Consider the following 23,744-nt stretch of genomic DNA (forward strand, 5'->3'; position numbering starts at 1 on the left):
CTCAAGATAGTCCTCCAAGCCGTGACGCGAGCCCTCACGACCCATCCCGGACTGCTTAACACCACCAAACGGCGTGGGGTCGAAGCCGGTTCACGCGACGTCTGTGTAGCTTGCTGTCTCCGGCGGCGGTGGACTTGTGCGAAAGCGTGCCCCTTTGAGCCATAGCTTGAAGGCTTCCCAATGGATGCCGGCCATCACCTTCATCGTCATGAAGGGGAATCGGATGAGGCAGCGCGCCAGCATGGTGTCCGTCAGCGGCGCCGAGTCCGCATGGAAGGTGGCGGCCATGACCGGGTCTTTGCCGGCAGTCTCATGTATCCGCACCCGAACGGTTCGGCCGGGCGGAAGGATGCGGAAATGGTAGCGCAGCCCCATGTCCATGAAGGGGGAAACATGAAAGACCTTCGTGCGCGTCTGGCGAATGCCGGCGGCGCTGACATCGCCTGCAAGAACCGGCGCCACATAGCTATGCCGTTCGCCGAAGGTGTTCCTGACCGCATAGATGACGGCTATCAGCCGGTCTTCGTCATCATAGGCGAAATAGGTCGACAGCGGGTTGAAGACATAACCGAACATGCGCGGGTAGGCGAGCAACAGGATACGCGCCGCCGGCCTTTCGAGACCGGAGCGTGCCAGCAGGCGGTCCGCGAACTGACGCAGCGTCTCGCCATCCTCTTCGACATGATCGCTTTCGTGGAACGACAGGATACCCGCACGGTTCACTGCGAGCAGACGGGTCCGTACGGCAAGCTCCGCCAGCCGGTCGATATCCACCAGAAGGGAAAAGACGCTATAGCTGAAGCGGTGGCCAAAGGGATGGAGCCTCTGGTGCATCACCTTGCCGGAATAGAGCGTGCCGGCCGCGGAAGGCGGCGGACCGTTGTCTGCCATTGTGGTGACGCGGCTTTGCCTCATGTGGTCTCCCCTCCGAATATTCTCATCGTGCCGCCTGCCAGCGAACGTTCCTGCACAATACACCGCCCAGGATGCAGCCGCGGGTGAGAAGAGACGTGTCGGAAACCTGCACCGTGATCGAATAGGTGCGTTCGCGCTTCGCATCGTAGGCAGTGCCGGACAATGTGTCCGGCGATTTGGGCTGAAGCGACATGACCAGGCGGTCGCCGGCCTCCTCGCCCTTGCTGGTATCCCGGATCCAGAGATTGGTGGCGCAGATATTGCTGCCGCATGGCGCGATGCGGACACGCGCATTCCCGTCGTCCCGCAGCCAGACGCCGCTCGGATCGGCGGATTGCTGCGCTTGAGAGGCGGCGGCCGTCAAAACCAGGGCGGAAAGTGCAGTCAGAACGGCTATCCTCATCGGTCCATCCTCGTTGCTTTCCGTTGAATACGCATGCAGGGGCGGATCGGTTCACCTGAGGTGATCCGTCAGGACGAAGAAGGCGTAGAAATGTCGGTACACGTTCTGGAGACATCGGTATGAAAACCATCGTCATCGCTTACCTGGCGACCGGCATCGCCTTTCTGATCGTCGACGCCATCTGGCTTTCAACGATGGCGGACATGCTTTACCGCCCGCTCCTGGGCGACAAGCTGGCGCCGCAGTTTCACCTGGCGCCGGCCGCTGTCTTCTATCTGATCTATGTCGCCGGCATCGTGTTTTTCGCCGTAATGCCTGCACTCGAAGGGGGTGGGTTCGGCAAGGCTGGACTGAACGGTGCGATGCTCGGCCTCGTGGCTTATGCGACCTATGATCTCACCAATCAGGCGACGTTGAGAGACTGGCCGCTTTCCATTACACTTGCCGATATTCCCTGGGGCGCGTTCGTCACCGCGATCGGCGCATCAGCCGGTTTTCTCGTGGCGAGCCGCATCGGCTGACCGTTCCGCCTGCGCCAGAATGCCTGAGAACAGGATCGCCACGAAGGCGGTAAGCATGCTCGCGCTCACGAGGTTGAGCCGGGCCAGAGCGGCATATTGGGCTGCGTCGTACCGCGCGAGCGGCTGACCGTAGGCATCATGCAATAGAAGGAAAATGCCGAAGGCGAGCGCTGCGAGCGCCAGCCCGACGACGCGCTCCCGCGGACGAAACACCAACAATGCGATGACGCCACACGGAACGAGGAAGATTTCGACCGCAGAGGCTGTGCCAAAGAGCCATGCCGAAAGCATGGTATTGCCGATCCCCGCCAGCGGCAGCAGAGCCCGCCCTGCCGCATCATTCCAGCGCGCCACGGCCGGCACGGTGACAAAGAACGGCGTCGAGAGAAATGTGAACCAGGCGGCTGTGATGTCGGAGCTCACCAGCCAGAAGAGATAGAGCGGGTAAAAGGGCTGGTTCGACGCGACCAGCAAGGAAATCACATTCGCCGCAGCGACACGCGGATCGCGGTTATACGCATAGGCTCGCGCCATTGCACTCAGGCGTTTGACGACGGAGATCACTGGCCTGCGCCGGCAGGGCTGAGGCGGTAGTGGCTCACACCCCATTCCTCACCATTGCAATGGCCGAAGAGCCCAGCCGTGGCGAGGAAAAACATCCGCCAGCGCCGCATCCAAACAGATGCCTCCTTGCCGTAGGCGGTTTCGAAGATGGTGCGGACCGCGTCGCGGTTTCGGTCGAAATTGTGGAGCCAGTCCTGCGCGGTGCGCTCGTAGTGCTTTCCGTTCCAGCGCCAGTCCTTCTCCACGGTGAAACTGTCGTCGAACGCGCGAACCAGCCCATGGCTGGGCATGACGCCACCGGTGAAGAAGTGCTGCGCAATCCAGTCCGCCTTGTCGGCATGGTCGAAGCGGTACGCAGACTTGCGATGCGAAAAAACGTGCAGGAAAAGCCGGCCATCGTCGCGGATCCAGCCGCGTACACGCTGGAGCAGGGAGTGCCAGTTGGACATATGTTCGAACATTTCCACCGACACGATGCGGTCGAAGGTGCCGACCGGCGAGAACGTGTTCATGTCGGCGGTGACTACGGTCAGATTGCGAAGGCCACGGCGCTTGGCCTCCGCCTCGATATAGAACCGCTGCGACGAGGAATTCGAAACGGAGACGATGCGACCGGACGGAAAGCGCTCCGCCATGAAAAGCGAGAGGGAACCCCAACCGCAGCCGAGTTCGAGGATATCCTGCCCGTCGGCGAGGTCCGCGTGCAGGCACGTCTCGCCCAGAGCCGCGATCTCCGCCTCCGCAAGGGTCGTGGCGGGTGAGGCATAGAGGCAGGACGAATATTTGCGGCGCGGACCGAGCACCAGCGAGAAGAATGCCGCGGGAAGCTCGTAATGCTGGCTATTGGCATCATCGGTGTGCACGGCGATGGGCCATTCGCTCATGGAGCGTGCGAAGTCCCGGTCCGTCGGGCCGGTCCCCTCTGCCAGCAGGCGTCGCGTGCGGCCTACGAGCCGGCCGATACCGAAGCGCAGGGCATGATCGGGTAGTGGCAGCCTCTCGGCGGCGGTGATGGCGGTCACGGCAAGGTTCATGTCGTCTGCTCCCCTTTTTGCGGGCCGGGCCAGAAGGCGTTGACGCGCCTGGCATAGGCGGCGAAAGCCGCGCCGCGCGAACGCATCATGTGCGCTTCAAGCGGCGGAATTCCTGAAACATGCACCAGCAGCCAATACATCAGGGCGGGACCTGCAAGCGCCAGCCAGCCCCAGCCCCAATCTCCCGCAGGGCCGATAGCCACGACGGCATAGCCGACCCATCCAAGCCACTGGAAGAAATAGTTGGGGTGGCGCGATAGTGCCCAAAACCCGATATCGCAAACCTTGCCCCTGTTGGCGCTGTCCCCGCGAAACCGTGCCAACTGCGCGTCGGCGATGCCTTCTGCGATGACGGCAATGACGATCACCGCAATGCCGGCGATATCGCTCCATTGCCAGCCCATGGCCGGGTTGCGTGCCGCGGTGAAGATCGTCGTGGTAAGGAGAAGCGCGGCAGCCGCCTGGATCTGCAGAAACAGGAAGAGCCGCCAGCGCCAGCGTTCGCCCCATTCCTCCTGCAATTTCGCATAGCGAGGATCTTCACCACCCTTCAGCGTGCGCTGCAGGATATGCAGGCCAAGACGACAAGACCACAGCGCTGCGACCGCGGCCAGGAGAAGGCGTCGATGCCATTCGCCCTCCCAGCCGGAAACCGGAACGAGTGCTGCGGCGATGCCGGCCACACCCACGAGAAAGGACCAGACGGTATCGACCCAGCCGGAGCCGGCCCCCCTCACGACCGCAAACCACACGGCTGTCATGCCCAGCGAGACGGCGGCGGCCAGAAGGAGGAAGAGGGCTGCCGCCGACATCGTTCAGATCCCGAAGATCGGCTGCAGCATGCGGCCGATGACGTTCTTGAAGCGCATCTTGCCTTCCAGGGCGGCGAGGCAGATGCACTCGCCATCCTTGTCGACGATCGGCTGGTGTTCGATATCCTCATTCATTTCAGCAAGGTCCCCCGGGAGGAAGCGGCCGAAACGGTCGGAAAACGATCCCGATACGATGTAGGTGAACTCGGTGCCGACATGTCCGTGGTCGGGAAGAGCGCGGCCCGGGCCGACCTTGAGCAGAATGAGATTGGCATCCGGATCCTGCGGCACGCCGACCCGGCTCATCTTCATACCGGGTCCGATCCAGCGCCAGCGTCCGATAGCGCAGCCGCGCAAGGCGTCCGGCAGGTGTGTGCCTTCAATCTCCACCGGCGCCAGCGGCGGCGGTGCGAAGGGCATGGCGGCGTCCTCGTCGTCGAGCATGGCAAGTACGTCGTTCAGTGCTGTCGCCGACATCTGCGTCGGTTCGGCCTCTTCCAGGAGCGCGCCGCCCAGCGATTCATATTCGCCGACGCGGGCGCGACAGACCGGGCAGCTTGCCAGATGTGCCTTGACGACGATGGCCGGCGCGGCGGCAAGCGTACCGGCGGCGTAGCGCATCAAGGTCTCGTCGGTTGCGTGATGTGTTGTGGTCATGATTTGGCTTCCAACAGCGCACGCAGCCGGTTCATGGCCAGGCGTGTTCTAGATTTTACTGTGCCGAGAGGGATACCCAGTTCATCGGCGATTTCGGTCTGCGATTTCTCGCTGAAATACGAGAGGCGGATGATCGTCTGTTGCTCGGGCGAAAGCGCAGTCAGTGCGTCGCGCACCGCCGCATCCCGTTCGGCACCTAGCAACTGATCCTCGACCGTATCGGCAGTATTTTCAGGATCTGGCGGCAGAGCCGACGGGTCTTTCTGCCGTCGCAAATGGTCGATGCGAATGTTGCGCGCGACTGTAAAGATCCAGGTCGCAACGCCCGCGCGTTCCGCATCGAAATACGATGCCTTGCGCCAAACGGTCAGCATCGTCTCCTGCACGAGATCCTCAGCCGCGGCGGACGACATCGTCCAGCGCAGGAAGAAGGTCTTCAGCTTCGGCCCAAAGTAGCGGAAGAGAAGGGCGAAGGCCTGACGGTCCCGACCTTGCGCAACCTGTATCATCATGTCGACAAGGGCATCGGGTGAAGGCGTCTGTTGTCTGTCCCTTGAACTTACCACAGCAAGCCGCCGGCCGGTTTGAAGACCGGGTTTGTGATCACTCTCAACGGTGTTCGAGACTTCATGCATGCATCCTTCTACGCGGTGCTCTCCGAAGTGGATCACACCGTACGAAATCGTTCCTTGCAGTGATCCGTCAGAAGTCCGTGCGCGTAAAGGGTCGTGACAGTTCTCATGAGTTGGAAGCCGCAAAAGGATCGTCATGCGCCATTTTCCTCAATCGGATCGGCCACTCAAAATCGCGGTTGTCGGCACCGGCATCGCTGGTCTTTCGGCGGCCTGGCTGCTGGCGCAGCGCCACGAGGTCACGGTTTTCGAGGCGGACAATCGTATCGGCGGCCATTCGCACACGGTGGATGCAGGCGGCGTCCCGGTCGATACGGGCTTCATCGTCTACAATGAAGTGACCTATCCCAACCTCTCCGCCCTGTTTGCGCATCTCGATGTACCGACCAAGGCGTCGGACATGTCCTTTGCCGTGTCGATGGACGGCGGGCAGCTGGAATATGCCGGCACGAACCTTGCCGGTCTCTTCGCCCAGCGCAGCAACCTGGCGAGCCCGCGTTTCTGGTCGATGCTGCGCGACCTCGTACGCTTCTACCGCCAGGCGCCAAGCGGCGTGCGTGAGCTCGACCCTTCCGCAAGCCTCAACGACTATCTCGACAGCGCCGGTTTCGGACGGGCATTTCGAGAAGACCACCTCTATCCGATGGCGGCCGCGATTTGGTCGACGCCGGCACTCGAGATCGGCAGCTATCCTGCGCTTTCCTTCGTGCGCTTTTGCGAGAACCACGGCTTGCTGAAATTCGTGCGCCGGCCAATCTGGCGAACGGTTGATGGCGGCAGCCGTGCCTATGTCGAGCGGCTAACGGCGCCGTTCCGCGACAGGATCCGGACCGGCACGCCGGTAAGGGCAATCCGCCGCGTCAACGGTGCGGTGGAGATTTCCGCGGGCGGCGCGGAGGCCGAATGGTTCGATCACGTCGTGATCGGCGCCCATGCCGACCAGGCGCTGGGGATGCTTGCCGACCGCTCGCCACGCGAAGCCGAGCTCTTGAGCGCGTTCGCCTACGGCGACAACGAGACGGTCCTCCACCGGGATGAAACCTTGATGCCAAGCCGCAGGCGTGTCTGGGCAAGCTGGAATTACCTCGCGCAATCGGGACGTGACCGCACGGCGGTGCGCAAGCCCTGCGTCACCTACTGGATGAACCGGCTGCAGGGGATTTCCGATCCTCGTCCGTGCTTCGTAACGCTTAGCCCCTTGCACGCTCCCGCCGAAGACAAGGTGATCTGGCGCGGACTTTACCAGCATCCTCTCTTCAACGCCGCGACGCTTGCTGCGCAAAAGCAACTATGGTCGCTTCAGGGTGAAGCCAATACGTGGTTCTGCGGATCCTATTTCGGTTCCGGCTTCCACGAGGATGCCATTCAGGCGGGTCTGGCCGTTGGCGAAACCTTGGGAGGAAATATGCGGCCATGGTCCGTCCAGGGCGAATCCGATCGAATATTCCGAACCCTGCAGGGCGCTTGATTGCGTGCGCCTTCAGGTTCTTCTGCAATTCTCGATGCTTCCTGCCCACCAGTCTGATACCACGTCCCCAGAGTGAAAGGATCTTCCCTTGCGCAGGTCCTGCGACGATCCGCTTCTGTGATGGGAACACATGGGACACAGTGAAAGGCGGTTTGCGCTTCGGGATCGAACCCGAGCCAACCATGAGAAGCTCGACACCGCGATCGGCGCATTTGAGAACCTTGCGGCGTATCGGCGCTATGTGACCTTCCTCGGCAGATTTCGCTTCGCGATGGATCGGGTCTTGAACGATGTCGTCTGGCCACGGGATTGGTCCTGGCGTCCGACCGCCGTGTCCGATTCGATCGCGCAGGACGCGAAAGATCTGGGGCTCCGGGTAACACCGACCGAAACGTCGGATGTGCTGTTTGACAATCAAAGTGGTTTGTTGGGTGCGATCTATGTTCTCGAGGGATCAACTCTCGGTGCGCGCGTTCTAAGATCCCGAGCCGCCGCGCTTGGAATGACTGATGGTTTCGGCGCACGGCACCTGGCGGTCATGACGCGCGACATGTCGTGCTGGCAGTCCTTTCTTCGTCAACTGGACGATGTTGAAGACTTCGACATCGAATGCGCCGCCCAGGCCGCAAATGCTGTCTTCGATCTCGCCTTGCGATGCGTCGAGACAGGCGGGCTACCGTCTCCTGACTTCAAAGCGAGTGCCGATTAGCCATCGATTACACGCCGAACCTTCTCGGCCAGCTGCTCCAGACTGAAGGGCTTTTGAAGCAGGTGGGTTCCGGCGTCCAGGATGCCGTTGTGAACGACGGCGTTTCGGGTGTAGCCGGTTGTATAAAGGACCTTCAGTTCTCCCAGTTTCTCCGACGCCAGGGTGGCGAGTTCACGGCCCGTCATCTCAGGCATGACAATATCCGTAAAAAGGAGCGCGGGCTTCAGGCCTTCTCCCAACAGGGCGAGCGCTGCCGCGCCGCTAGCGGCTTCCGCCACCGTATAACCGAGTTCGCGCAGCGCCTCGACGGAGAAATTGCGCACCCGCTCGTCATCCTCCACTACCAATACGAGTTCGCCACGGACGCCGCGCGCAGGGTCAGCATTCTGCGGCGATATCTCTCTGGCTTCCGTCTCGCCGTAGTGACGGGGTAGGTAAAGTTTTACGGTGGTTCCGTGGCCTGGTTCGGAATAGATCTTCACGTGTCCGCCGGACTGGCGCACGAAGCCAAAAACCTGGCTCAGGCCGAGCCCGGATCCCTTGCCGACCTCCTTTGTCGTGAAGAAGGGATCGAAGGCCTTTGCGAGAGTGTCGCCGCTCATTCCCGTGCCGGTGTCGGTGACCGCAATCATCACATATTGGCCGGGCGACATCGTGTGTTCTTGGGCATAGTCCTCGGAGACGAATGTGTTGGCCGTTTCGACGGTGAGCCGGCCGCCGTTCGGCATGGCATCTCGGCCGTTGACCGCAAGATTGAGGACCGCGTTCTCAAGTTGGCTGACATCGGCATTTATGCGCCATAGCCCCGCAGCCAGCACGGTCTCGACCTGAACCTGCTCGCCCAGCGCCCTCGTCAGCAGCTCGCGCATGCCGGCGACCATGCGGTTCGGTTCGATGATTTCGGGCTGGAGTGGCTGGCGACGGGAAAAGGCGAGCAGACGTTGGGTGAGAGCGGCTGCCCGGTTTGCGCCGTCCTTGGCGGCGTCGATATAACGGGCAAGATCGGTTTCGCCGCGCGCAAGGCGCCTTTCGAGGAGGTTCATGGCGCCTAAAATGACGGCAAGCATGTTGTTGAAGTCGTGCGCGACGCCGCCGGTGAGTTGCCCGACCGCCTCCATCTTTTGCGCCTGCCGCAACTGGGCTTCGGCTTCCAAGAGTTTGACGGTGCGCTCCTGCACTTCCTTTTCAAGTTCTTCCCGCGATCGGGCGAGAACCTCACGTGCGTCGATGATGTCCTGGATATCAGTGCAAGTACCGAACCAGCGGGTGATTGCACCGTCCTCATTGCGCACAGGCTGCGCGCGGCCCAGCACCCAGCGGTACTTTCCGCTTCGATGACGGAGCCGATATTCGATGTGATAGGGTTCTCCGGTCTGCAGACAATGCCGCCAGACGGTCCAGGCGCGGTCCTGATCCTCCGGATGGAACATTCCGGCCCAGCCCTCGCCATCGGTTGAGCCTGAAGGCACGCCGGTGAAATCGTACCAGCGCTGGTTGTAGTAGTCGTGATATCCGTCTGGGGTCGTCGACCAGATCATCTGGTCGATGGAGTTCGTGATTGCCCGGAAGCGCTCCTCGCTGTCGCGGAGCGCGGCTTCCGCATTTTTTCGGTCGGTTATATCGAAGCTGATGCCGGGGAAGCGCAGAGCTGTTCCGTCCGGCGCAAGCGTCGGCCGACCCTGCGCGATGACCCATCTGTGTGCGCCGTCCGCCTGGACGAGGCGGTATTCCTGAGAAAAGATGCTGCCGTCCTTCAAGGCCGCCGCAATAGCTTTTTCGACATTTGGAAGATCGTCGGCGTGAATGGCATTGAAGAAATTGGCGATTGATGCGCCGGCGCTCGCCTCTTCGCGCGGGACGCCGTAAAGCTTCGCGAAGCGCGCATCGGCAATGACCCGATTGTTGGGAACATCCCAGTCCCAAGTGCCTACCGTATCCGATGCGCCCAGAGCATATTCCAGCCGCTCCTCGCTGGCACGCAATGCGCGCTCGGCCGACAGGCGCGCCGTCGTCTCGTTGCCCTGGTTGAATATGCCGAGGACCTTACCGTTCTGCCCGAAGATCGGCGCGAAGCTGTAATCCCAATGGGTCTGCTGTGTACGGCCGCCGCGCTGCATGGGCAGCATCTGATCGGTGACCGAAAATCCCTGGCCGGTCTGCAGCACGGCGAGCAGCTGGGGCTCGATCACGTGCCAGATGTCGGCCCATACCTCGCGGGCCGGACGCCCCAGCGCCCAGGGATGTTTTTCCCCGGCAATCGGCGCCCAGGCGTCGTTGTAGAGGAGACGGAGATCGTTGCCCCAGTAGAGGGCCGTCGGAAGCGTCGTATTGAGGCACAGGCTCAACGCCATCCGCAGTTCCTGCGGCCAGTCGGTTTCGGCACCGAAGGGCGTTTTCTCCCAGTCGATCCCCCGGATGCGCTGGTTCATCTCGCTGATTACGTTCGGAATAAAAGTCATCTTGCCGTTTCTCGAGGTATCGCGAGCTTATATGGGGAGGTCGGAAAAATTTGAAAGCGCGGTAACCCTGTGAAATTTTTAAAAAAATGGGAAGGGACATAAGAGGGGTAATGCTGTCCCAGACAGGCCGACGGCTGTGCCTCTATGCTAGGGGTACATGTGCCGGGCAGGCATGATGGCGTTTTTCGCCGTGATCTGATCATCGAGTTCGGCGATCACATCGTCCAGGCTATAGGGCTTCGCGAAGATCCGGACCGCCGCGGGTAATGCCGCCTCTTCCAGATCGCCCCTGCCTGAAACGACAATCCGCGCCGCGTCCGGCCGGCATTTGCTGAACAGTTGCAGCAAGTCCAGGCCGCTCAATCCGCCGGGCAGGTCGACATCCGTGACCAGGCCGTCGATTTCAGCATGCCTTGCGATGTGGCCGATGGCTTCCAGAACACTGGCGGCTGCCAGCACGCGGTAGCCTTCATCCTGCAGCGCGTCGACCAGAATGAAGCGGATGAGCGGTTCGTCCTCTACGACGAGAATGGTGGACTGACATGCGGCCATTGTTATCTCCAGTTCGCTGGTTTGCACACAACGTGTACCCCCTGGAATTTGCCGGTCCCCAAGTGCAGTTTTTGCGAACAATCTTAATAAAATGCAAAGAGGATCGTTTCGGAGGTAGGACCTTGCATCGGCGAGGTCAGCTTTCTCTGACCGTTCGAATGGCGACAGGACGGAAGCCTGGCAAAGTGCCTGATCGATCCTAGATAGTAGAGGCCCAACCCTCTTCATGGTCGGTTTACACGATGCCGATTGTCACTAGGGTTGGCCTTATGGCGTGACTGGTGTGCCGGGAGAGAGGATTCGATGTCAGGGAGCCAACTTGATCTGGATGCTTGCTCACGCGAACCGATTCATGTTCCCGGTGCGATCCAGCCTCATGGATCTGTCCTTGTTCTCGATCCCGCCGATCTGAATATCCTGTGGGCATCGGCCAATTTCGAGGAGCTTATCGGCCAGACGCCGATCGGGTTCCACCCGATGATCAAGACGGCTTTGCGCTCTTGGCGGGCAGCCGGAGACAGTACATATCGCGCCCGGCTGCAGAATCCGGATGTCCACATATTGGCACAGGTCCATCAGGGCCGCCTTATCGTTGAATTCGAACCCAGCGCCGCAGTCTTCCACAACGAGCTTCTCTTCCGCCTGACCGGCTTTGCGCAGCAAGTCACGGCTACCAAGGCGCTCGCCGACGCGCTTTCCGCGACTGCGCGCATGATTGCGGAGATGACCGGCTTCGACCGGGCCCTCGTCTATCGGTTCGATCCCGACTGGAACGGTCATGTCGTCGCTGAAGCCGGCAACGGCACCCTGCCTTCCTATCTCGATCTGCGTTTCCCCGCTGCCGATATTCCGGCACAGGCGCGCAACCTCTATAGCCTCAACCGCATACGCCTGATCCCCGATGCGAATTATGAACCGGTACCGCTCATTGCGTTCGGCGAGGAACGGGATGCGAGCGCCATCGACATGACATTCACGCAGCTGCGCAGCGTGTCCCCGGTCCATCTCGAATATATGCGCAACATGGGCACGCTCTCCTCCATGTCGATATCTGTCATGGTGGACGGCAGGCTCTGGGGCCTTCTGTCCTGCCACAGCCGCGATCCGCACCATGTTACAAGCGATATACGCGAGGCCTGCGATTTCGTTGTCCAGAGCCTGGCCATGCGGATAAGCGCGGACAGTCGGTCCGAGGCGGCGGCGCTTGGCGTTGAGCTTTCGCGTGTGCATTCCAAGCTCTTGACGGCGATGACACAGGCTGATCGATGGGACGAAGGCCTCGCCGGCGCGCCGACGAAGCTGCTGGAACTCACCCGGGCGGATGGGGCGGCGATCCTCTCGAAGGACACGTTTCTATCGGTCGGTGAGGCACCGGAAGAACGTGAGGTAAGGCGGCTGGTCGGCGACTTGTCGCAGGCCGGCGCGGTCACCGATTTCTACGTCACCGATTCCATGGCCGCAGAGCGGTCGGGAGGTGACGGGCCGGCCGGCGGCCCCTGCGGTGTCCTCGCCCTGCGCATCTCCGAAGTGGAAGACAGCTGGCTTGTCTGGTTCCGTCAGGAGGTGGTCAAGACCGTCACCTGGGGCGGGGATCCGCACAAGGTGGTGCGGGAGAGCGGGCGAATCCATCCTCGCAAATCGTTCGAGGCGTGGCGCGAGATGGTGCGCGGCAGAAGCGCACCGTGGCATCCGGCGGAGATCGCTGCCGCGCGGGATCTTCGTGCCTCGATCGTGGAGATCGTCCTGAAAAAGGCCGAACAATTGGCCAGGCTTGCCGCCGATCTGCAGAAGTCCAACAAGGAATTGGAAGCTTTCTCCTATTCAATCTCGCACGACCTGCGGGCGCCCTTCCGCCATATCGTCGGCTTTTCCCAGCTCCTGACGGAGCGGGAGAAGAATCTCGGCGAGCGTTCGCGCCATTATCTCCAGATGATTTCGGATTCGGCTCTGGCTGCCGGTGAACTCGTCGATGACCTCCTGACGTTTTCCCACCTGGGCCGAGCGGCAATCTCCGCGGATAGGGTGGATATGAACAAGCTCGTCGCGGAGGTGCGGTTGGGGCTGGCGGAGGAGACGGCGGGCCGGTCGATTTTGTGGGAGGTCGGTGAACTGCCGGCCGCAACGGGCGATGCAACCCTCCTGCGGCAGGTTTGGTACAATCTCATCGACAATGCAGTAAAATATACCCGGCTACAGAAGGAAACGCGCATTGCAATATCGGCCACGCTGATGAACGACGGCGTGCTGTACCGGATCGCGGACAATGGAGTGGGCTTCGATATGGCTTACAAGTCCAAGCTGTTCGGTGTATTCCAGCGGCTGCAGCGAAGCGAGGATTTCGAGGGCACAGGCATCGGCCTCGCCCTCATCAAGCGCATCGTCGAACGACATGGCGGCAATGTGGACGCCATGGGTGCGATCAATGAGGGCGCATGCTTCACTTTTTTCCTACCGGCGCTACCTGAGGAGTGATCCGTGCCAGAATTGAGGCCTATCTTGCTCGTTGAAGACAATCCCCGGGATCTCGAACTGACGCTGACCGCGCTTGAAAAGTGCCAGATCGCCAATGATATCGTCGTTGCCCGTGACGGTGCCGAGGCGTTGGATTTCCTCTATCTCAGCGGTTCGCACGAGGGTCGCGAGCCGGGTGATCCCGCCGTCGTGCTGCTCGACCTCAAGCTGCCCAAAGTCGACGGGCTGGAGGTACTCGAAAAAGTGAAGCGCGACGAGACTCTGCGTCACGTTCCTGTTGTCATGCTGACCTCTTCCCGTGAAGAGCAGGATCTGGTGAAAAGCTACGAACTCGGGGTCAACGCATTCGTCGTCAAACCGGTCGAGTTCAACCAGTTTTTCAAGGCGATCCAGGACCTTGGCGTCTTCTGGGCGCTTCTCAACGAGCCGCCACCGAAGCTGCGCCAGGTAGGCGACACCTGATATGGCCGGAATGCTGCGTATCCTGTTGCTGGAGGACAGCACCATCGATGCTGAACTCATTGAAGCACAACTCGAAAGTCTGGACGAGACCTTTGCCGTAACCCGCGTTGCCACGCGTGCGGCGTATCATGACGCACTGGCGCGGGAGACCTTCGACGTCATCCTGTCGGACTTCTCACTTCCCGATTTCGACGGAATGGCCGCGCTCAACGTGGCGGTTGCTTTGGCTCCGGATGCGCCCTTCATCTTCGTCTCCGGCGTTCTCGGAGAGGAGGCTGCCATCGAAGCGTTCCGCAAGGGGGCGACAGATTATGTTCTCAAGCCGCGTCTGGCCCGTTTGCCGGCTGCGGTGGCGCGTGCGCTGAACGAAGCGCGCGAGCGGTCGGAGCGGAGACGGATCGAGCAGCAGAAGGATTTGCTGGTCCGTGAACTCAGCCACCGCGTGAAAAACAATCTGGCGGTCGTGCTCTCGCTTATCCGCCGCACCGGTCACAGCAGCAGTTCGGTCGCGGAGTTCGAGGAGAAACTCATCGCACGCGTTTCCGCGCTGGCGGATGCTCACGAACTCTTGTTCGAAGGCAACTGGGACGAGACCGAGCTTCTGAGTGTTTTCCAGCGCGCGGTTCGGCCGCATAACAAGGATCTCTTGCGTTTCGACATCGGACGGCATGATCTCGTTCGACTGGATCCCAAGACCGCGCTCTCCATCGGCATGGTCTTTAACGAACTCGTAACGAACGCTTCGAAATACGGGGCACTGGCTAACGAGCAGGGATGGGTCTCCATTTCGTGGACGGTCGACAAGACGGATCTCGGACAGGCCGTGCACCTGACCTGGAGCGAGCACGGCGGACCTGCCGTCAGGCCCCCCGACGACAAGGGTTTCGGCACCCGGCTCATCAAGGCCAATATCGAATATGAGCTGGGAGGGCAGGCGAACCTCCTTTACCCACCGGACGGGTTTAGAGCAGAGATCGATCTTTTCATCTCCGGAAGCAAAGCTGCGACGATGACACCGATCTAACGGGCTGCTGTCCAGATGCGTATCGGGATGGGTCCGGCGTATACCTTGGAAGTCGTTCAGGACGATGCGGCAATCTGCTCTGCGAGCCGAGCCTGCAGCACCTTGAGGTCGCAAGGTTTCGGCAACAGCACGATTTCGGTCAGCTCTGTCCGTGTCTCTGGCAATTCGGCATATCCGGAACAGACGACCAGCGGTGTGCCGGCCCTGGCGAGTGCCTCGATGACGGGATAAGAGTAAACGCCTCTCAGATTGAGGTCGAGCACCGCCCCGTCTATGCCGGACGAAACAGCCTGCAGGGCCTGCTCGACGCTCGAAACGGGGCCGATTACCCGGGCGCCAAGTTCCGTGAAAAAATCCTCAAGGTCGAGGGCGAGGAGGGGGTCATCCTCCAGAATGAGGATGCGTTTGTTTTCCAGACTGCTTTTTACCATGATGCTCTTAACGTCAATGCGGACTGGCCGCTCAACCAGGGTCGTGGGGTGGCCTTCTTAATTAGGGCCGCGGGAGGCTTCGTCAATGCTGTCGATGGCCGGGCTAGCGGCTAGGCAAAGAGGAAGCAACACTCGCTTGAACGAGTCATTATCAGAGTATTCGCGTTGTGCTGGTCGCTGTTCTTCAACGAGACAGCGGCTCCGTTCCTACATCGGACACGCCCGCTTTCGCTCAAGCAACGGCGAATTCGTTATTCGCGCGTTAAACGGGATGATTTTCTGAGGACAACCTGCCTGGCAGCAAATGCTGGGCGAAAACGACAGTAGACCAGCAAGGCTTGGTTCTCCTGATGACACGCCGCGACGGTGCCGATAGCACCCCTCGCCGGTCGCGCGATTGACGGCACTGGAAACCCGAAGGGCCATTCCCGCGTTCCCCAGGTCACGAGTGGCTCGACGTCACATTGCAAGACTGAGAAAGGCGTGCAGGACATGGACCGACAAACGACACCCGTTATCGACGAGCTCGCTGCCGTCGTCGATGAACAGCTGACCGCGCTTGTCCGTGGGTTGGAGGACGCGGGCTGGAACGCCGAAGACGTCGCGCTTACGCTTCAGGAAGTACTACGGCGAAAATGGCTCAGACGGATGGAGGCGCTGCGGCGCGCTCGCGCGGCCGTGCCCGACGGCTTCGTTTCCGATGGAAATGAAGGCTAGCCCACACCCCGCGGACGTACAGGATTGGATCGATGCCAACTACATTCCAGGTCGTTGCCCTAAGCTCGATCGACCCTGAAGGGGCCGACACTCGAGATGAGCCCCGGTTGACCTATTCCGATGCTTTGAAGGCTGCGCAGCAGTTGAAGGCTCTGGGAAAAGCCTTCCGTGTGCACCCCGATGGCAAGGTCGCGGCGGATCAGCTCGAAGCCCTTCGCGATCTGGGCGCCCTTGTCGACCCTGACAGACAATAGGAAAGGGCCGGAGTGGGAAACCGGCCCTTGCAATCCTTGATGATCGGTTGTCCGGCGGCGTCGCTCTCAATCTCGAATCGATCGGCGGGCCTTTGTCGTAGTCGGATCGCGCTGTTAAAGGTTCACCTTGACGTTGTCGCCGACATCGGGTGTCGCCCCGGTTACGGCGGCTACGACCATTTTTACGGTCGCGACGATTTTACCGGGGCTATCCCAAAGTTCGGCTTCGTCAGGCACGACGGTAATGAGCCGAATGTCGGGGTCCTGAGGCGTGTCCCACCAAGCCTCGTCCGTCTTCTCCCAGAGCTGCTCGATCTTGGACCGGTCGTTGCCGACTTTTGCCTGGCCGGACATGGTCACATATTTGTAGCCGCTGTTATCACTCCATGCCATCGTGACTTTGGGAAACCGTTCAAGCTGAGCGTTTTTGGCGCTATCCGCGTTGACCAGGAAGTAGATGGAATTTTCGCCGCGATCGACGCGCGCCGACAGCGGTCTGGCGCGGGCATATTCTCCATCCCACGTTACAAACATACAGATATCGATGTCTTTGCTGAGTTCCCATACGCGGTCGGCCGCCTGAGATTGTGTGAGTTCGGACTTCTGCTCTTTGTGTTCTGACATGGAAAATCCTCGTTTGGTTGCTGATCTAAACGCCCATCGGCAGTGGACGTTCCGAAGCCTCGATTCCCGCTATTCGGAACTTCCTGCCCGAAACCCGACCTGCTTCGCCAGACCGGCTTTCTCCGACGTCGATCGCGTCCTCACGAGCGCGCAGATTGTGGCCCGATGCGGCCCGACCTTCGATGACCCGCGCCGATGACCGTCGACGCGCCACGGAGGATCTGGCGTCGCCCGATTTCGGAATTAAGAAGCCGGCCGGTCGCGGCTCTGCCCAAATTGGGACGCGTCCAACATGGTGGTTACGGGAGATCCGAACATCGCGCCACGGCCAGCAAAACTGATGTTCTAAATCTCCAGCTCACAACAGCAGAAACCTCACGCGGGATCATTCGACTGAGGAGGGAAGGCGAGGGGGGGGGGCGAGCGCCGTGCGTTTCACGATGACGACTGCATCGGTCTAAAGTCCCAATTTGCCTGGACCAAGGGCCGTCGAAGGGAACCTCACGAGGCGTTACTCATTAAGTGACTGTTTTTGGAAACGTATTCGCAACCGCATCCAAAACGGCGGCGGAAGTGGGGAGGCTGGCATGAGAACGATCGCGGCGCTGGCAGCAGGCGTATTGCTGTCGTTGATGACATTCGTGGCAGGGGTGTTCGGCACGGTGATCTATCTTTCGGACATGCACGCGCCGAATGTGAGGAAGAGCGCCGATGTTTCCGATCTCTGGACGTTGGAGCCTGTGGCTGTCGCTGCAAACGACCAGCGCCTCGAGCGCGTGGCCGCGGTGTCCGTTCACAAGCAAGAGCAAACGGAAAGTTTTTATCCAGTCGAGGGTGATGAAACGCCGGATGTCGATGTGATGGAGACCGGCTCCACATCCAATGTCGAACATCCCTCATTTGCGGAAGTCGAAGCCCGAAATTCCAGCCACATCGAATGGTGTATGACGCGGTACAACTCATACCGGACGGACGACGACACCTATCAGCCTTATCATGGTGGGCGCCGGCGTTGTAACTCGCCCTACCAAGACGTGGCCAGTAACGATATCGCCGCCTTCGCTGCCTCTGCGCAGGCGCATACAACGGGTGACGATGGGGGCGACGTGTTGGCGATGCAGGCGGCTTATATCGTGGACGAAGAACATGCACAGAGATGCAGCGCTCGATATCGCTCCTACCGCTTCGAAGACAACAGCTATCAACCGCTGAGCGGCGGCCCGCGCCGCCAGTGCCGCTGACCCGGCGCTGTGGGTTTTCCCTCCATCCGGATGTTGGCAATGCGAAGCGTATCGAGGTCGAAGATGGCGGTTACGCCGACCATGCCGAAGCGCTGATGCGTGCGCATCTCGATCTGTCGCGCAAAAATATCGAGATATATGCCGCGCCCGAGGGTATGCCCATCGCCATCGGCGTTTAGCTTGCGTCAGGCCTCCACGCTTACGCGACCAATGGGTTTCGAGCAGCAGGCGAGGATGTAGTTGTCCTCGATGTCCTCGTCCGTGATGCCGCCATTGTGAACCATATGAACTTGGCCGTCCGTCTTGCGGATCTTGCAGGTGCCGCAGATGCCCATGGAGCATCCCGAAGGGATGAACAGGCCGGCGGACTTCGCCGCCGCCAGGACCGTATCCGCCTCGCTGCATTTCGTCGTGACGCCGGAGAATGCAAACTCGATTTCGGCCTGGTTCTGCGCATCGGGAACGACGTCCTCGGGCACGTCCTCGGCATTTGCCGGCTCGGCCGAAAAACTCTCCTGATGGTAGCGGCTCATGTCGTAGCCGAGAGCGGCCAGGGCCTCTCGAACGGCCCGCATGAAGGGCTCCGGGCCGCAGCAGAAGACCTCGCGGTCGAGATAGTCCTGTGCCATCAGGCCGAGCATGATCTGGTTGAACATGCCTCGATACCCTGTCCAGGGCCGGAAGGGATCGGCCTCCTCGACAACCCATTTCAGGTCGATGCCGACGATACGCGACGCCATCAGTTCCATGCGTTCCCGCAGGATGATTTCCGAGGGGCGGCGGGCACAATTGATGAAGACGATGTCCGGTTCGCGCCCGGAATCGTACATCCACGTTGTCATCGCCACCATCGGCGTGATGCCGGAACCGGCGGAGATGAAGAGATATTTTTCGGCGGGGTGATGCGCGATCGAAAACTTGCCGGCCGGGCCGATTGCCCGGATGCGCATGCCCTTGTGCAGGTTGTCGAGCATCCAGCGGGTACCGAGCGAGGCGCGCTGGGCCTTGACGGTGATCGTCAACGCCGTCGGCCGCGACGGCGAGGACGAGATCGTATAGGTCCTGTAGAGCGGTCCGCCGGGGACGGGCAGTTCCAAAGTGACGAACTGCCCGGGATCGTGATTGAACAGCGCGCCGGAGGGGCTCTGGAAGCTGAAGGTCACGACGTCAGGTGCTTCCGGCGTGCGTGTCACGCATTCGAGCATCTCCGCATCGGTCCAGAAGGCGAGGTTCTTGAAGACGCTCATCGCGCTTACTCCGCGGCCTGCCGCATCGGCGCCAGCGACCGTTCGAGCCAGGTGGCATACCAATCGACGAACTGGATGACGCCGCTTTCCTGGTTCGGTGAATAGGGGCCGGGAACATAGCCGGGCGAGAGAATGCCCTGCTGGTTCGTCTCGACGATCTCGCGGTCCTCGTCATTGGTGGCGATCCAGACCTCGGTGAGGCGCTTCAGATCATAGTCGACCCCCTCGACGGCATCCTTGTGTACGAGCCAGGTGGTCGTGACCTCCGTCTCCATCGGGCTGATCGGCGTCACCCGGAAGGTCAGCGAATGATCCGGCAGGAAATGGTTCCAGGTGCTCGGATAGTGGAATTTCAGGAGCGTGCCTGCATCGGACAGACCAACGCGGCCGAGATTGCGGCCGACGGCGGCCTTGCCGTCCATCGTATAGCTCAGCGCCTTTTCCTGGAGCGGCATGCGCGCAAAACGATATTGCCCGTCTTCGGAAATGCGAAACCGCGCGGGGGCTCCTGAGGCTTCGCAGCGATCGAAATGCGCCTGCAGCACTGCCGAGACCGATCCGTCAGGCGAAACGCCGGCGACATTGGGATCGAGCGGGAACGAGCGACAGAGCGCCGGGTGGTTGCTGCTGCAATGATAGCATTCCCGGTTGTTTTCCCAGACCAGCTTCCAGTTCGCCTTCTCCACGATCGTCGAGGTGTAGGCGACCTTGGCATCGGCAAGGTCATGGATTGCAAGGTAAGGGCGCGCCAGTTCAGCGAAGGCGTCGAAATCCGGCGGCGCCTGGGACAGGCAGATATAGATCAGCCCCTCCAGATTGCGCAGGCTCACGGGCTTGAGGCCATGTTTCGAGGCGTCGAAATCCGCCCCCATGTCGTTCGCCCAGATCAGCTTGCCGTCGAGTTCGTAGGTCCACTGATGATAGGGACAGACGAGCTTGGCCACCTGTCCTTGCCGCGCCTTGCAGATCAGGGACCCGCGGTGCCGACAGGAATTGTGGAAGGCGCGGATTTCGCCGTCGCGGCCGCGCACGATGATCACCTCATAGGCGCCGACCCGCATGGTGACATAGCTTCCTGCCTTCGCGAGCTGACAGGCCGGAACGGCATAGAGCCACTCCCTGTAGAAGAGGTGTTCCAGATCGAGATCGTAGACGGCCTGCGAGGTGTAGAAGGGCTGTTCGAGCGCGTGACCGGGAAGGCGGCGCGCCAGGAGGTCATGGATCGAGGGCGAAGCTGTCATGGCGAATGTCCACAGTCCGAGGGTTCAACTGGCCGGAATTGTCTTTGCGTCACGGCCAGTTGACAACGGCACTTTTTTTGATTTGAGATTAGTTTATCTAATGTCAAGGCGGGGCCGGACGACACCATGCGAAGGCCATACGATCTTCCCTCCCTGACGGCTCTCGCCTGTTTCGAGGCCGCCGCCCGCAAGGCGAGTTTCAAGGATGCCGCGCAGGAGATGAACGTCACGCCGGCGGCGATCAGCCATCAGATCAAGGCGCTGGAGACGGACCTCGGCTGCAGCCTGTTCGTTCGCCGCAGCCGCGGCGTCGAGCTGACGGAGAAGGGGGCTTTCCTGTTTCTCTCGATCCGCCGCGGGTTCGAGGCGATATCCGATACCGTCGCGCAGATCCGCGACCGCCGCGACACCGTCGACGTAACGATCCGCACGACCACGGCGGTGAGTTCTCTCTGGCTCACGCCAAAGATTGCAGCCTTCTGGAAAATCTATCCGGCGGTGACGGTTTCCCAGATTATCAGCGATATTCCCGGCGTGAGCGGGCCCTGCGACCTCAGCATTCACTATGGCGATACGGATGAAAGCGGCCTCGAGCACCGCATCCTCTTTCAGGATCGCATCGTCGCGCTGGGAACGACGGCCTTCGCCGAGCAACATCGCATCGCCAGCGCCGAGGACCTGCTCAAGGTCCCGCTCATCCATATGAGCAACGAGGAAAACGGCTGGACGACCTGGACCGACTGGTTCCAGTCACTGGGGCATGCGGCCCCGAAAGGCCGCGGTTTCTTCGTCAATAATTACATGATCGCCCTCCAGGCGGCCCAGGACGATGTAGGGGCAGTGCTGGGCTGGGACGGGCTGGTGAAAAGCGTGCTGGCGGCCGGGCGGCTTATTCCCCTGGTGCCCGACACCGTTCCGTCCCCGGTGCCCTTCCATCTGAAAATCCACGCGAGGGCGACCGCTCAGTCCCGCCTGTTCGCCGACTGGCTGGTCAAGACCACATAGATAAGAAGACTTCATCTCTCGGCGCGGGTGCGGGCGTACAGTTGATGCGGCCCTCGCGAACGCTGTTCAGGTAATCCACCATAGGCGGAAAGCCGAGTGTCGTGGGGCCGAAGCGCGCGGCCGACGGCGTTTCGTCCACGAGCACTCGCGCGCTCGCTTCGTCGGCCCCGGTGCCGGTGCCGCGGCAAGCCTTGAACGCGAGTTCTTGGCTTCCTTCTGCTCAAGGTCGATTTCACCTGTCCCGTCAGATCGCCAGTCCGGTCTTGCGGCCCTCGAAAAACGCGTACGGCGCCTGCCGTGGCGCGGCGCAATCGCCGATCTGGTGTGTCGCGATGCCTCTTTCCCGAAGCCCCGGCATCAGCCAGTCCATCGCCGCGTTCGTCGTCGCGGTGACAAGCGTATCTGCCGCTACGAAGCGGCGCTCGCCGGTCGTGTGATCGATGATGGTCGCGCCGTTGCCGTGCCATTCGGTGACGCTGGCCTCAACGATCCAGTCGACGCCGAGCTTTCGCAGCGCCTGACGCATCGGAACGTCCGCCGCGGTCCGCTGCAATTCCTTGCCGACGAAGGGATCGGGCGTGAGGATCGTTACCCGGTGGCCTTCCTCGGCAAGTTTCCAGGCCGTGCCGCCACCGCGCCAGCCTCCGCCCTCGTCGAGAAGCAGGACATGCCTGCCCGCCCGCGCCTGGCGCGCCATGATGGCCTCGACCGTAAAGACATTGCCTTTCTCGATGCCTGGCATGGTTTCGACGGTGGGCAACGCCTTCTGAAAGCCGGTCTCGGTCGAATAGGAGCCGGTCGCGGCAATCGCGATGTCGAATTCGGCGGGATCGATCTCCTCGGCCTCGACATAGCTGTTGAGGCGAACGTCGACGCCCAGCTTTTCGAGCTGGCGTTCATACCAGGCGATGAGATCGAGGATCTGTGCCCGTCGCGGCTGCAGGCCGGCCAAAAGGAAATTTCCGCCGAGGCGCGGTGCGGCTTCCGCAAGCGTTACCCGATGGCCACGCTCGGCGGCGACGCGGGCGGCCTCCAGTCCGGCCGGGCCGCCGCCGATCACCAGCACGCGTTTCGGCTCGCCGGTCTTGCGAAACCGGTCACCGCCCCATTCGGCTTCGCGGCCGACGGACGGATTGATCAGGCAACTGATCCAGTAATCGCGGGAGCGGCGCCCCCAGCACATCTGGTTGCAGGAAATGCAGCCGCGGATATCGTCCGGCCGGTCCTCGCGGGCCTTGGCGGCGAGATGCGGGTCGGCGATCTGGCCGCGAACGATCGAGACGAGATCCGCTGCCCCTTCGCCAAGCACCGTTTCGGCATTGCCCGGGGTGCGGATATGGCTTTCGGCGATGACGGCGGCATTCTTGACGACGCCCTTCAGCACGCAAGCAAGGTCCGCGCCGAGTTTTTCAGGATAGAGGAAGGTCGGCATCAGCTTGTAGAAATCGAGATAGCCGCCCGAGCCGCAGGTGACGTAGTCGATGAGACCGAGATCGTCATGCAGCTTGACGATCGCGGCGAGTTCGTCGCGCTGAAGGGCAACCTTCACATCCGGCTCGTCGGAGACGGCAAGGCCGATGATGAAGTCGGGGCCGCAGACCGCGCGGATGCGCGACAGGATTTCGCGCGACATGCGCGTGCGGTTTTCCAGCGACCCGCCCCATTCGTCCTCGCGCCGGTTGCACCAGGGCGTCCAGAACTGGTCGACCATGCCGAGATAGGCGGCCCAGACCTCGACCCCGTCGAAGCCGGCGTCGCGACATCGCCGCGCAGCCGCCACGAAACCGTCGATCGTCTCGTGGATTTCCGCTTCGCTCATCGGGTGCGAGCCGTCGCTGTCGTGATAACTCGGCCCGCCGGAGGGCGACCAGTGGGGATGAAAGGAATTGTCGGAATCGCCATGGGCGCCGACATGATAGAGTTGCTGGATCGCGACGGTGCCGTGCCGCTTGATGGCCTCGACCACCCTACGGAAATGCGGAATCACGGCATCGTCGGAATGACGGAAATTACCCCGGGTCAGCACGGCGGCAGCGTGCACCGGCATGGGCTCGACGACGATCATCGCCGCACCGCCGATCGCGCGCTCCTCGTAATAGGCGGCATGGCGTTCGGTCGGCAGACCTTCGACGGCCATGTTGGCGGTATGCGCACCGAAGACGATGCGGTTCTTCAACGTGTGCGAGCGTAGTTTGAGCGGTGAAAAGAGGCGGGGGAAGGTTTTCGACATCGCGCAAGTCCAGGCGGGCAATGATCTACGAAGTTTTGGACGAGGCCGGCGATGACGCCGGCCTCGTTCG

At 61.3% G+C, this 23,744-nt stretch carries 26 protein-coding genes and 1 pseudogene; 11 read left to right on the plus strand and 16 right to left on the minus strand.

All coding sequences use genetic code 11. From position 1 onward, the window contains the following. The 3 genes and pseudogenes from V8U06_RS27670 to V8U06_RS27680 all read right to left on the minus strand — a co-directional run. Positions 1–72: pseudogene (locus V8U06_RS27670) on the minus strand (aldehyde dehydrogenase family protein); the annotation flags it as partial. Between the two features lie 18 nt (positions 73–90). Beyond that, the gene (locus V8U06_RS27675) at positions 91–915 is read right to left on the minus strand and encodes a DUF1365 domain-containing protein (protein ID WP_427143415.1); all 825 of its coding nucleotides are present in this window, start codon (positions 913–915) and stop codon (positions 91–93) included. 22 nt (positions 916–937) lie between these two features. After that, positions 938–1,318, minus strand: coding sequence for a DUF2147 domain-containing protein (locus V8U06_RS27680; RefSeq protein ID WP_427143416.1), 381 nt, complete (start codon positions 1,316–1,318; stop codon positions 938–940). Positions 1,319–1,437: 119 nt separating this feature from the next. Between V8U06_RS27680 and V8U06_RS27685 the strand changes: the two genes are divergently transcribed. Next, positions 1,438–1,839, plus strand: coding sequence for a DUF2177 family protein (locus tag V8U06_RS27685; RefSeq protein WP_427143417.1), 402 nt, complete (start codon positions 1,438–1,440; stop codon positions 1,837–1,839). Here V8U06_RS27685 and V8U06_RS27690 read toward each other — a convergent pair. The 6 genes from V8U06_RS27690 to V8U06_RS27715 are packed head-to-tail and all read right to left on the minus strand — an operon-like array spanning position 1,804 to position 5,815. Beyond that, entirely contained in the window at positions 1,804–2,403 is a 600-nt protein-coding gene (locus V8U06_RS27690) for a hypothetical protein (protein ID WP_427143418.1), read from the minus strand. The genes V8U06_RS27685 and V8U06_RS27690 overlap by 36 nt on opposite strands. Continuing rightward, positions 2,400–3,437, minus strand: a complete 1,038-nt coding sequence (locus V8U06_RS27695) for an SAM-dependent methyltransferase (protein WP_427143419.1) — start codon at positions 3,435–3,437, stop codon at positions 2,400–2,402. The genes V8U06_RS27690 and V8U06_RS27695 overlap by 4 nt, the downstream gene beginning before the upstream one ends. Then, positions 3,434–4,249 carry a DUF1295 domain-containing protein gene (locus tag V8U06_RS27700; RefSeq protein ID WP_427143420.1) on the minus strand — a complete coding sequence of 272 codons (816 nt, stop codon included), beginning with the start codon at positions 4,247–4,249 and terminating at the stop codon, positions 3,434–3,436. The genes V8U06_RS27695 and V8U06_RS27700 overlap by 4 nt, the downstream gene beginning before the upstream one ends. 3 nt (positions 4,250–4,252) lie before the next feature. Continuing rightward, a complete protein-coding gene (locus tag V8U06_RS27705; protein WP_427143421.1) occupies positions 4,253–4,906 on the minus strand; it encodes a ChrR family anti-sigma-E factor in 654 nt (217 codons plus the stop codon). After that, positions 4,903–5,676, minus strand: a complete 774-nt coding sequence (locus V8U06_RS27710; protein WP_427143422.1) for a sigma-70 family RNA polymerase sigma factor — start codon at positions 5,674–5,676, stop codon at positions 4,903–4,905. The genes V8U06_RS27705 and V8U06_RS27710 overlap by 4 nt, the downstream gene beginning before the upstream one ends. Then, positions 5,645–5,815 carry a hypothetical protein gene (locus V8U06_RS27715; RefSeq protein ID WP_427143445.1) on the minus strand — a complete coding sequence of 57 codons (171 nt, stop codon included), beginning with the start codon at positions 5,813–5,815 and terminating at the stop codon, positions 5,645–5,647. Before V8U06_RS27715 ends, V8U06_RS27710 begins: the two co-directional genes overlap by 32 nt. On the opposite strand from V8U06_RS27715, the gene V8U06_RS27720 reads away from it, so the two are divergent. After that, entirely contained in the window at positions 5,759–7,006 is a 1,248-nt protein-coding gene (locus tag V8U06_RS27720) for an NAD(P)/FAD-dependent oxidoreductase (protein ID WP_427143444.1), read from the plus strand. The two genes, V8U06_RS27715 and V8U06_RS27720, sit on opposite strands and share 57 nt — an antisense overlap. A 130-nt stretch (positions 7,007–7,136) precedes the next feature. Then, on the plus strand, positions 7,137–7,715 hold the full coding sequence (locus tag V8U06_RS27725; RefSeq protein WP_427143423.1) for a biliverdin-producing heme oxygenase: 579 nt from the start codon (positions 7,137–7,139) through the stop codon (positions 7,713–7,715). Here the strand turns inward: V8U06_RS27725 and V8U06_RS27730 are convergent. Beyond that, entirely contained in the window at positions 7,712–10,174 is a 2,463-nt protein-coding gene (locus V8U06_RS27730) for a PAS domain-containing protein (RefSeq protein ID WP_427143424.1), read from the minus strand. The two genes, V8U06_RS27725 and V8U06_RS27730, sit on opposite strands and share 4 nt — an antisense overlap. Positions 10,175–10,321: 147 nt before the next feature. Further along, entirely contained in the window at positions 10,322–10,726 is a 405-nt protein-coding gene (locus V8U06_RS27735; RefSeq protein WP_427143425.1) for a response regulator, read from the minus strand. A gap of 303 nt (positions 10,727–11,029) precedes the next feature. Between V8U06_RS27735 and V8U06_RS27740 the strand changes: the two genes are divergently transcribed. The 3 genes from V8U06_RS27740 to V8U06_RS27750 are packed head-to-tail and all read left to right on the plus strand — an operon-like array spanning position 11,030 to position 14,684. Beyond that, a complete protein-coding gene (locus V8U06_RS27740; RefSeq protein ID WP_427143426.1) occupies positions 11,030–13,198 on the plus strand; it encodes an ATP-binding protein in 2,169 nt (722 codons plus the stop codon). Between the two features lie 3 nt (positions 13,199–13,201). Beyond that, positions 13,202–13,660: a response regulator gene (locus V8U06_RS27745; RefSeq protein ID WP_427143427.1), complete on the plus strand. Its 459-nt coding sequence runs from the start codon at positions 13,202–13,204 to the stop codon at positions 13,658–13,660. 1 nt (position 13,661) lies between these two features. Further along, the gene (locus V8U06_RS27750; RefSeq protein ID WP_427143428.1) at positions 13,662–14,684 is read left to right on the plus strand and encodes a sensor histidine kinase; all 1,023 of its coding nucleotides are present in this window, start codon (positions 13,662–13,664) and stop codon (positions 14,682–14,684) included. Between the two features lie 56 nt (positions 14,685–14,740). Here V8U06_RS27750 and V8U06_RS27755 read toward each other — a convergent pair whose 3' ends face one another. Further along, entirely contained in the window at positions 14,741–15,115 is a 375-nt protein-coding gene (locus V8U06_RS27755) for a response regulator (protein ID WP_427143429.1), read from the minus strand. Positions 15,116–15,598: 483 nt separating this feature from the next. Between V8U06_RS27755 and V8U06_RS27760 the strand changes: the two genes are divergently transcribed. Together V8U06_RS27760 and V8U06_RS27765 are read left to right on the plus strand one after the other, a co-directional pair. Next, on the plus strand, positions 15,599–15,832 hold the full coding sequence (locus tag V8U06_RS27760) for a hypothetical protein (RefSeq protein ID WP_427143430.1): 234 nt from the start codon (positions 15,599–15,601) through the stop codon (positions 15,830–15,832). Positions 15,833–15,939: 107 nt separating this feature from the next. Next, positions 15,940–16,086 (plus strand): hypothetical protein, encoded by a 147-nt coding sequence (locus V8U06_RS27765; RefSeq protein WP_427143431.1) that lies wholly within the window; start codon positions 15,940–15,942, stop codon positions 16,084–16,086. A gap of 114 nt (positions 16,087–16,200) precedes the next feature. Here V8U06_RS27765 and V8U06_RS27770 read toward each other — a convergent pair whose 3' ends face one another. After that, a complete protein-coding gene (locus V8U06_RS27770) occupies positions 16,201–16,710 on the minus strand; it encodes a pyridoxamine 5'-phosphate oxidase family protein (RefSeq protein ID WP_427143432.1) in 510 nt (169 codons plus the stop codon). Positions 16,711–17,297: 587 nt separating this feature from the next. On the opposite strand from V8U06_RS27770, the gene V8U06_RS27775 reads away from it, so the two are divergent. Further along, positions 17,298–17,951, plus strand: coding sequence for a BA14K family protein (locus V8U06_RS27775; protein WP_427143433.1), 654 nt, complete (start codon positions 17,298–17,300; stop codon positions 17,949–17,951). After that, complete coding sequence (locus V8U06_RS27780; protein WP_427143434.1) at positions 17,942–18,130, plus strand: hypothetical protein; 189 nt, start codon at positions 17,942–17,944, stop codon at positions 18,128–18,130. The genes V8U06_RS27775 and V8U06_RS27780 overlap by 10 nt, the downstream gene beginning before the upstream one ends. A gap of 6 nt (positions 18,131–18,136) precedes the next feature. On the opposite strand, the gene V8U06_RS27785 is transcribed toward V8U06_RS27780, so the two are convergent. Together V8U06_RS27785 and V8U06_RS27790 are read right to left on the minus strand one after the other, a co-directional pair. Continuing rightward, positions 18,137–19,198, minus strand: a complete 1,062-nt coding sequence (locus V8U06_RS27785; protein WP_427143435.1) for a 2Fe-2S iron-sulfur cluster-binding protein — start codon at positions 19,196–19,198, stop codon at positions 18,137–18,139. A gap of 5 nt (positions 19,199–19,203) precedes the next feature. After that, positions 19,204–20,439 carry an SRPBCC family protein gene (locus V8U06_RS27790; protein ID WP_427143436.1) on the minus strand — a complete coding sequence of 412 codons (1,236 nt, stop codon included), beginning with the start codon at positions 20,437–20,439 and terminating at the stop codon, positions 19,204–19,206. A 126-nt stretch (positions 20,440–20,565) separates the two neighbouring features. On the opposite strand from V8U06_RS27790, the gene V8U06_RS27795 reads away from it, so the two are divergent. Next, complete coding sequence (locus V8U06_RS27795) at positions 20,566–21,444, plus strand: LysR family transcriptional regulator (protein ID WP_427143437.1); 879 nt, start codon at positions 20,566–20,568, stop codon at positions 21,442–21,444. Between the two features lie 244 nt (positions 21,445–21,688). Here V8U06_RS27795 and V8U06_RS27800 read toward each other — a convergent pair whose 3' ends face one another. Further along, positions 21,689–23,674 (minus strand): FAD-dependent oxidoreductase, encoded by a 1,986-nt coding sequence (locus tag V8U06_RS27800; RefSeq protein ID WP_427143438.1) that lies wholly within the window; start codon positions 23,672–23,674, stop codon positions 21,689–21,691. Between the last annotated feature and the right edge of the window lie 70 nt (positions 23,675–23,744).

This window comes from Shinella sp. G-2, assembly GCF_050172695.1.
Classification (GTDB): Bacteria; Pseudomonadota; Alphaproteobacteria; order Rhizobiales; family Rhizobiaceae; genus Shinella.

What these genes read in the sequence shown, in the direction of transcription:
- V8U06_RS27675 (WP_427143415.1), bottom strand. Translation starts at nt 915, where the DNA reads ATGAGGCAAAGCCGCGTCACCACAATGGCAGACAACGGTCCGCCGCCT.
- V8U06_RS27680 (WP_427143416.1), bottom strand. Translation starts at nt 1,318, where the DNA reads ATGAGGATAGCCGTTCTGACTGCACTTTCCGCCCTGGTTTTGACGGCC.
- V8U06_RS27685 (WP_427143417.1), top strand. Translation starts at nt 1,438, where the DNA reads ATGAAAACCATCGTCATCGCTTACCTGGCGACCGGCATCGCCTTTCTG.
- V8U06_RS27695 (WP_427143419.1), bottom strand. Translation starts at nt 3,437, where the DNA reads ATGAACCTTGCCGTGACCGCCATCACCGCCGCCGAGAGGCTGCCACTA.
- V8U06_RS27700 (WP_427143420.1), bottom strand. Translation starts at nt 4,249, where the DNA reads ATGTCGGCGGCAGCCCTCTTCCTCCTTCTGGCCGCCGCCGTCTCGCTG.
- V8U06_RS27705 (WP_427143421.1), bottom strand. Translation starts at nt 4,906, where the DNA reads ATGACCACAACACATCACGCAACCGACGAGACCTTGATGCGCTACGCC.
- V8U06_RS27710 (WP_427143422.1), bottom strand. Translation starts at nt 5,676, where the DNA reads ATGACGATCCTTTTGCGGCTTCCAACTCATGAGAACTGTCACGACCCT.
- V8U06_RS27715 (WP_427143445.1), bottom strand. Translation starts at nt 5,815, where the DNA reads ATGGCCGCCGATACGATTGTCCGCCTCGAAAACCGTGACCTCGTGGCG.
- V8U06_RS27725 (WP_427143423.1), top strand. Translation starts at nt 7,137, where the DNA reads ATGGGACACAGTGAAAGGCGGTTTGCGCTTCGGGATCGAACCCGAGCC.
- V8U06_RS27730 (WP_427143424.1), bottom strand. Translation starts at nt 10,174, where the DNA reads ATGACTTTTATTCCGAACGTAATCAGCGAGATGAACCAGCGCATCCGG.
- V8U06_RS27735 (WP_427143425.1), bottom strand. Translation starts at nt 10,726, where the DNA reads ATGGCCGCATGTCAGTCCACCATTCTCGTCGTAGAGGACGAACCGCTC.
- V8U06_RS27740 (WP_427143426.1), top strand. Translation starts at nt 11,030, where the DNA reads ATGTCAGGGAGCCAACTTGATCTGGATGCTTGCTCACGCGAACCGATT.
- V8U06_RS27750 (WP_427143428.1), top strand. Translation starts at nt 13,662, where the DNA reads ATGGCCGGAATGCTGCGTATCCTGTTGCTGGAGGACAGCACCATCGAT.
- V8U06_RS27755 (WP_427143429.1), bottom strand. Translation starts at nt 15,115, where the DNA reads ATGGTAAAAAGCAGTCTGGAAAACAAACGCATCCTCATTCTGGAGGAT.
- V8U06_RS27770 (WP_427143432.1), bottom strand. Translation starts at nt 16,710, where the DNA reads ATGTCAGAACACAAAGAGCAGAAGTCCGAACTCACACAATCTCAGGCG.
- V8U06_RS27775 (WP_427143433.1), top strand. Translation starts at nt 17,298, where the DNA reads ATGAGAACGATCGCGGCGCTGGCAGCAGGCGTATTGCTGTCGTTGATG.
- V8U06_RS27785 (WP_427143435.1), bottom strand. Translation starts at nt 19,198, where the DNA reads ATGAGCGTCTTCAAGAACCTCGCCTTCTGGACCGATGCGGAGATGCTC.
- V8U06_RS27790 (WP_427143436.1), bottom strand. Translation starts at nt 20,439, where the DNA reads ATGACAGCTTCGCCCTCGATCCATGACCTCCTGGCGCGCCGCCTTCCC.
- V8U06_RS27795 (WP_427143437.1), top strand. Translation starts at nt 20,566, where the DNA reads ATGCGAAGGCCATACGATCTTCCCTCCCTGACGGCTCTCGCCTGTTTC.
- V8U06_RS27800 (WP_427143438.1), bottom strand. Translation starts at nt 23,674, where the DNA reads ATGTCGAAAACCTTCCCCCGCCTCTTTTCACCGCTCAAACTACGCTCG.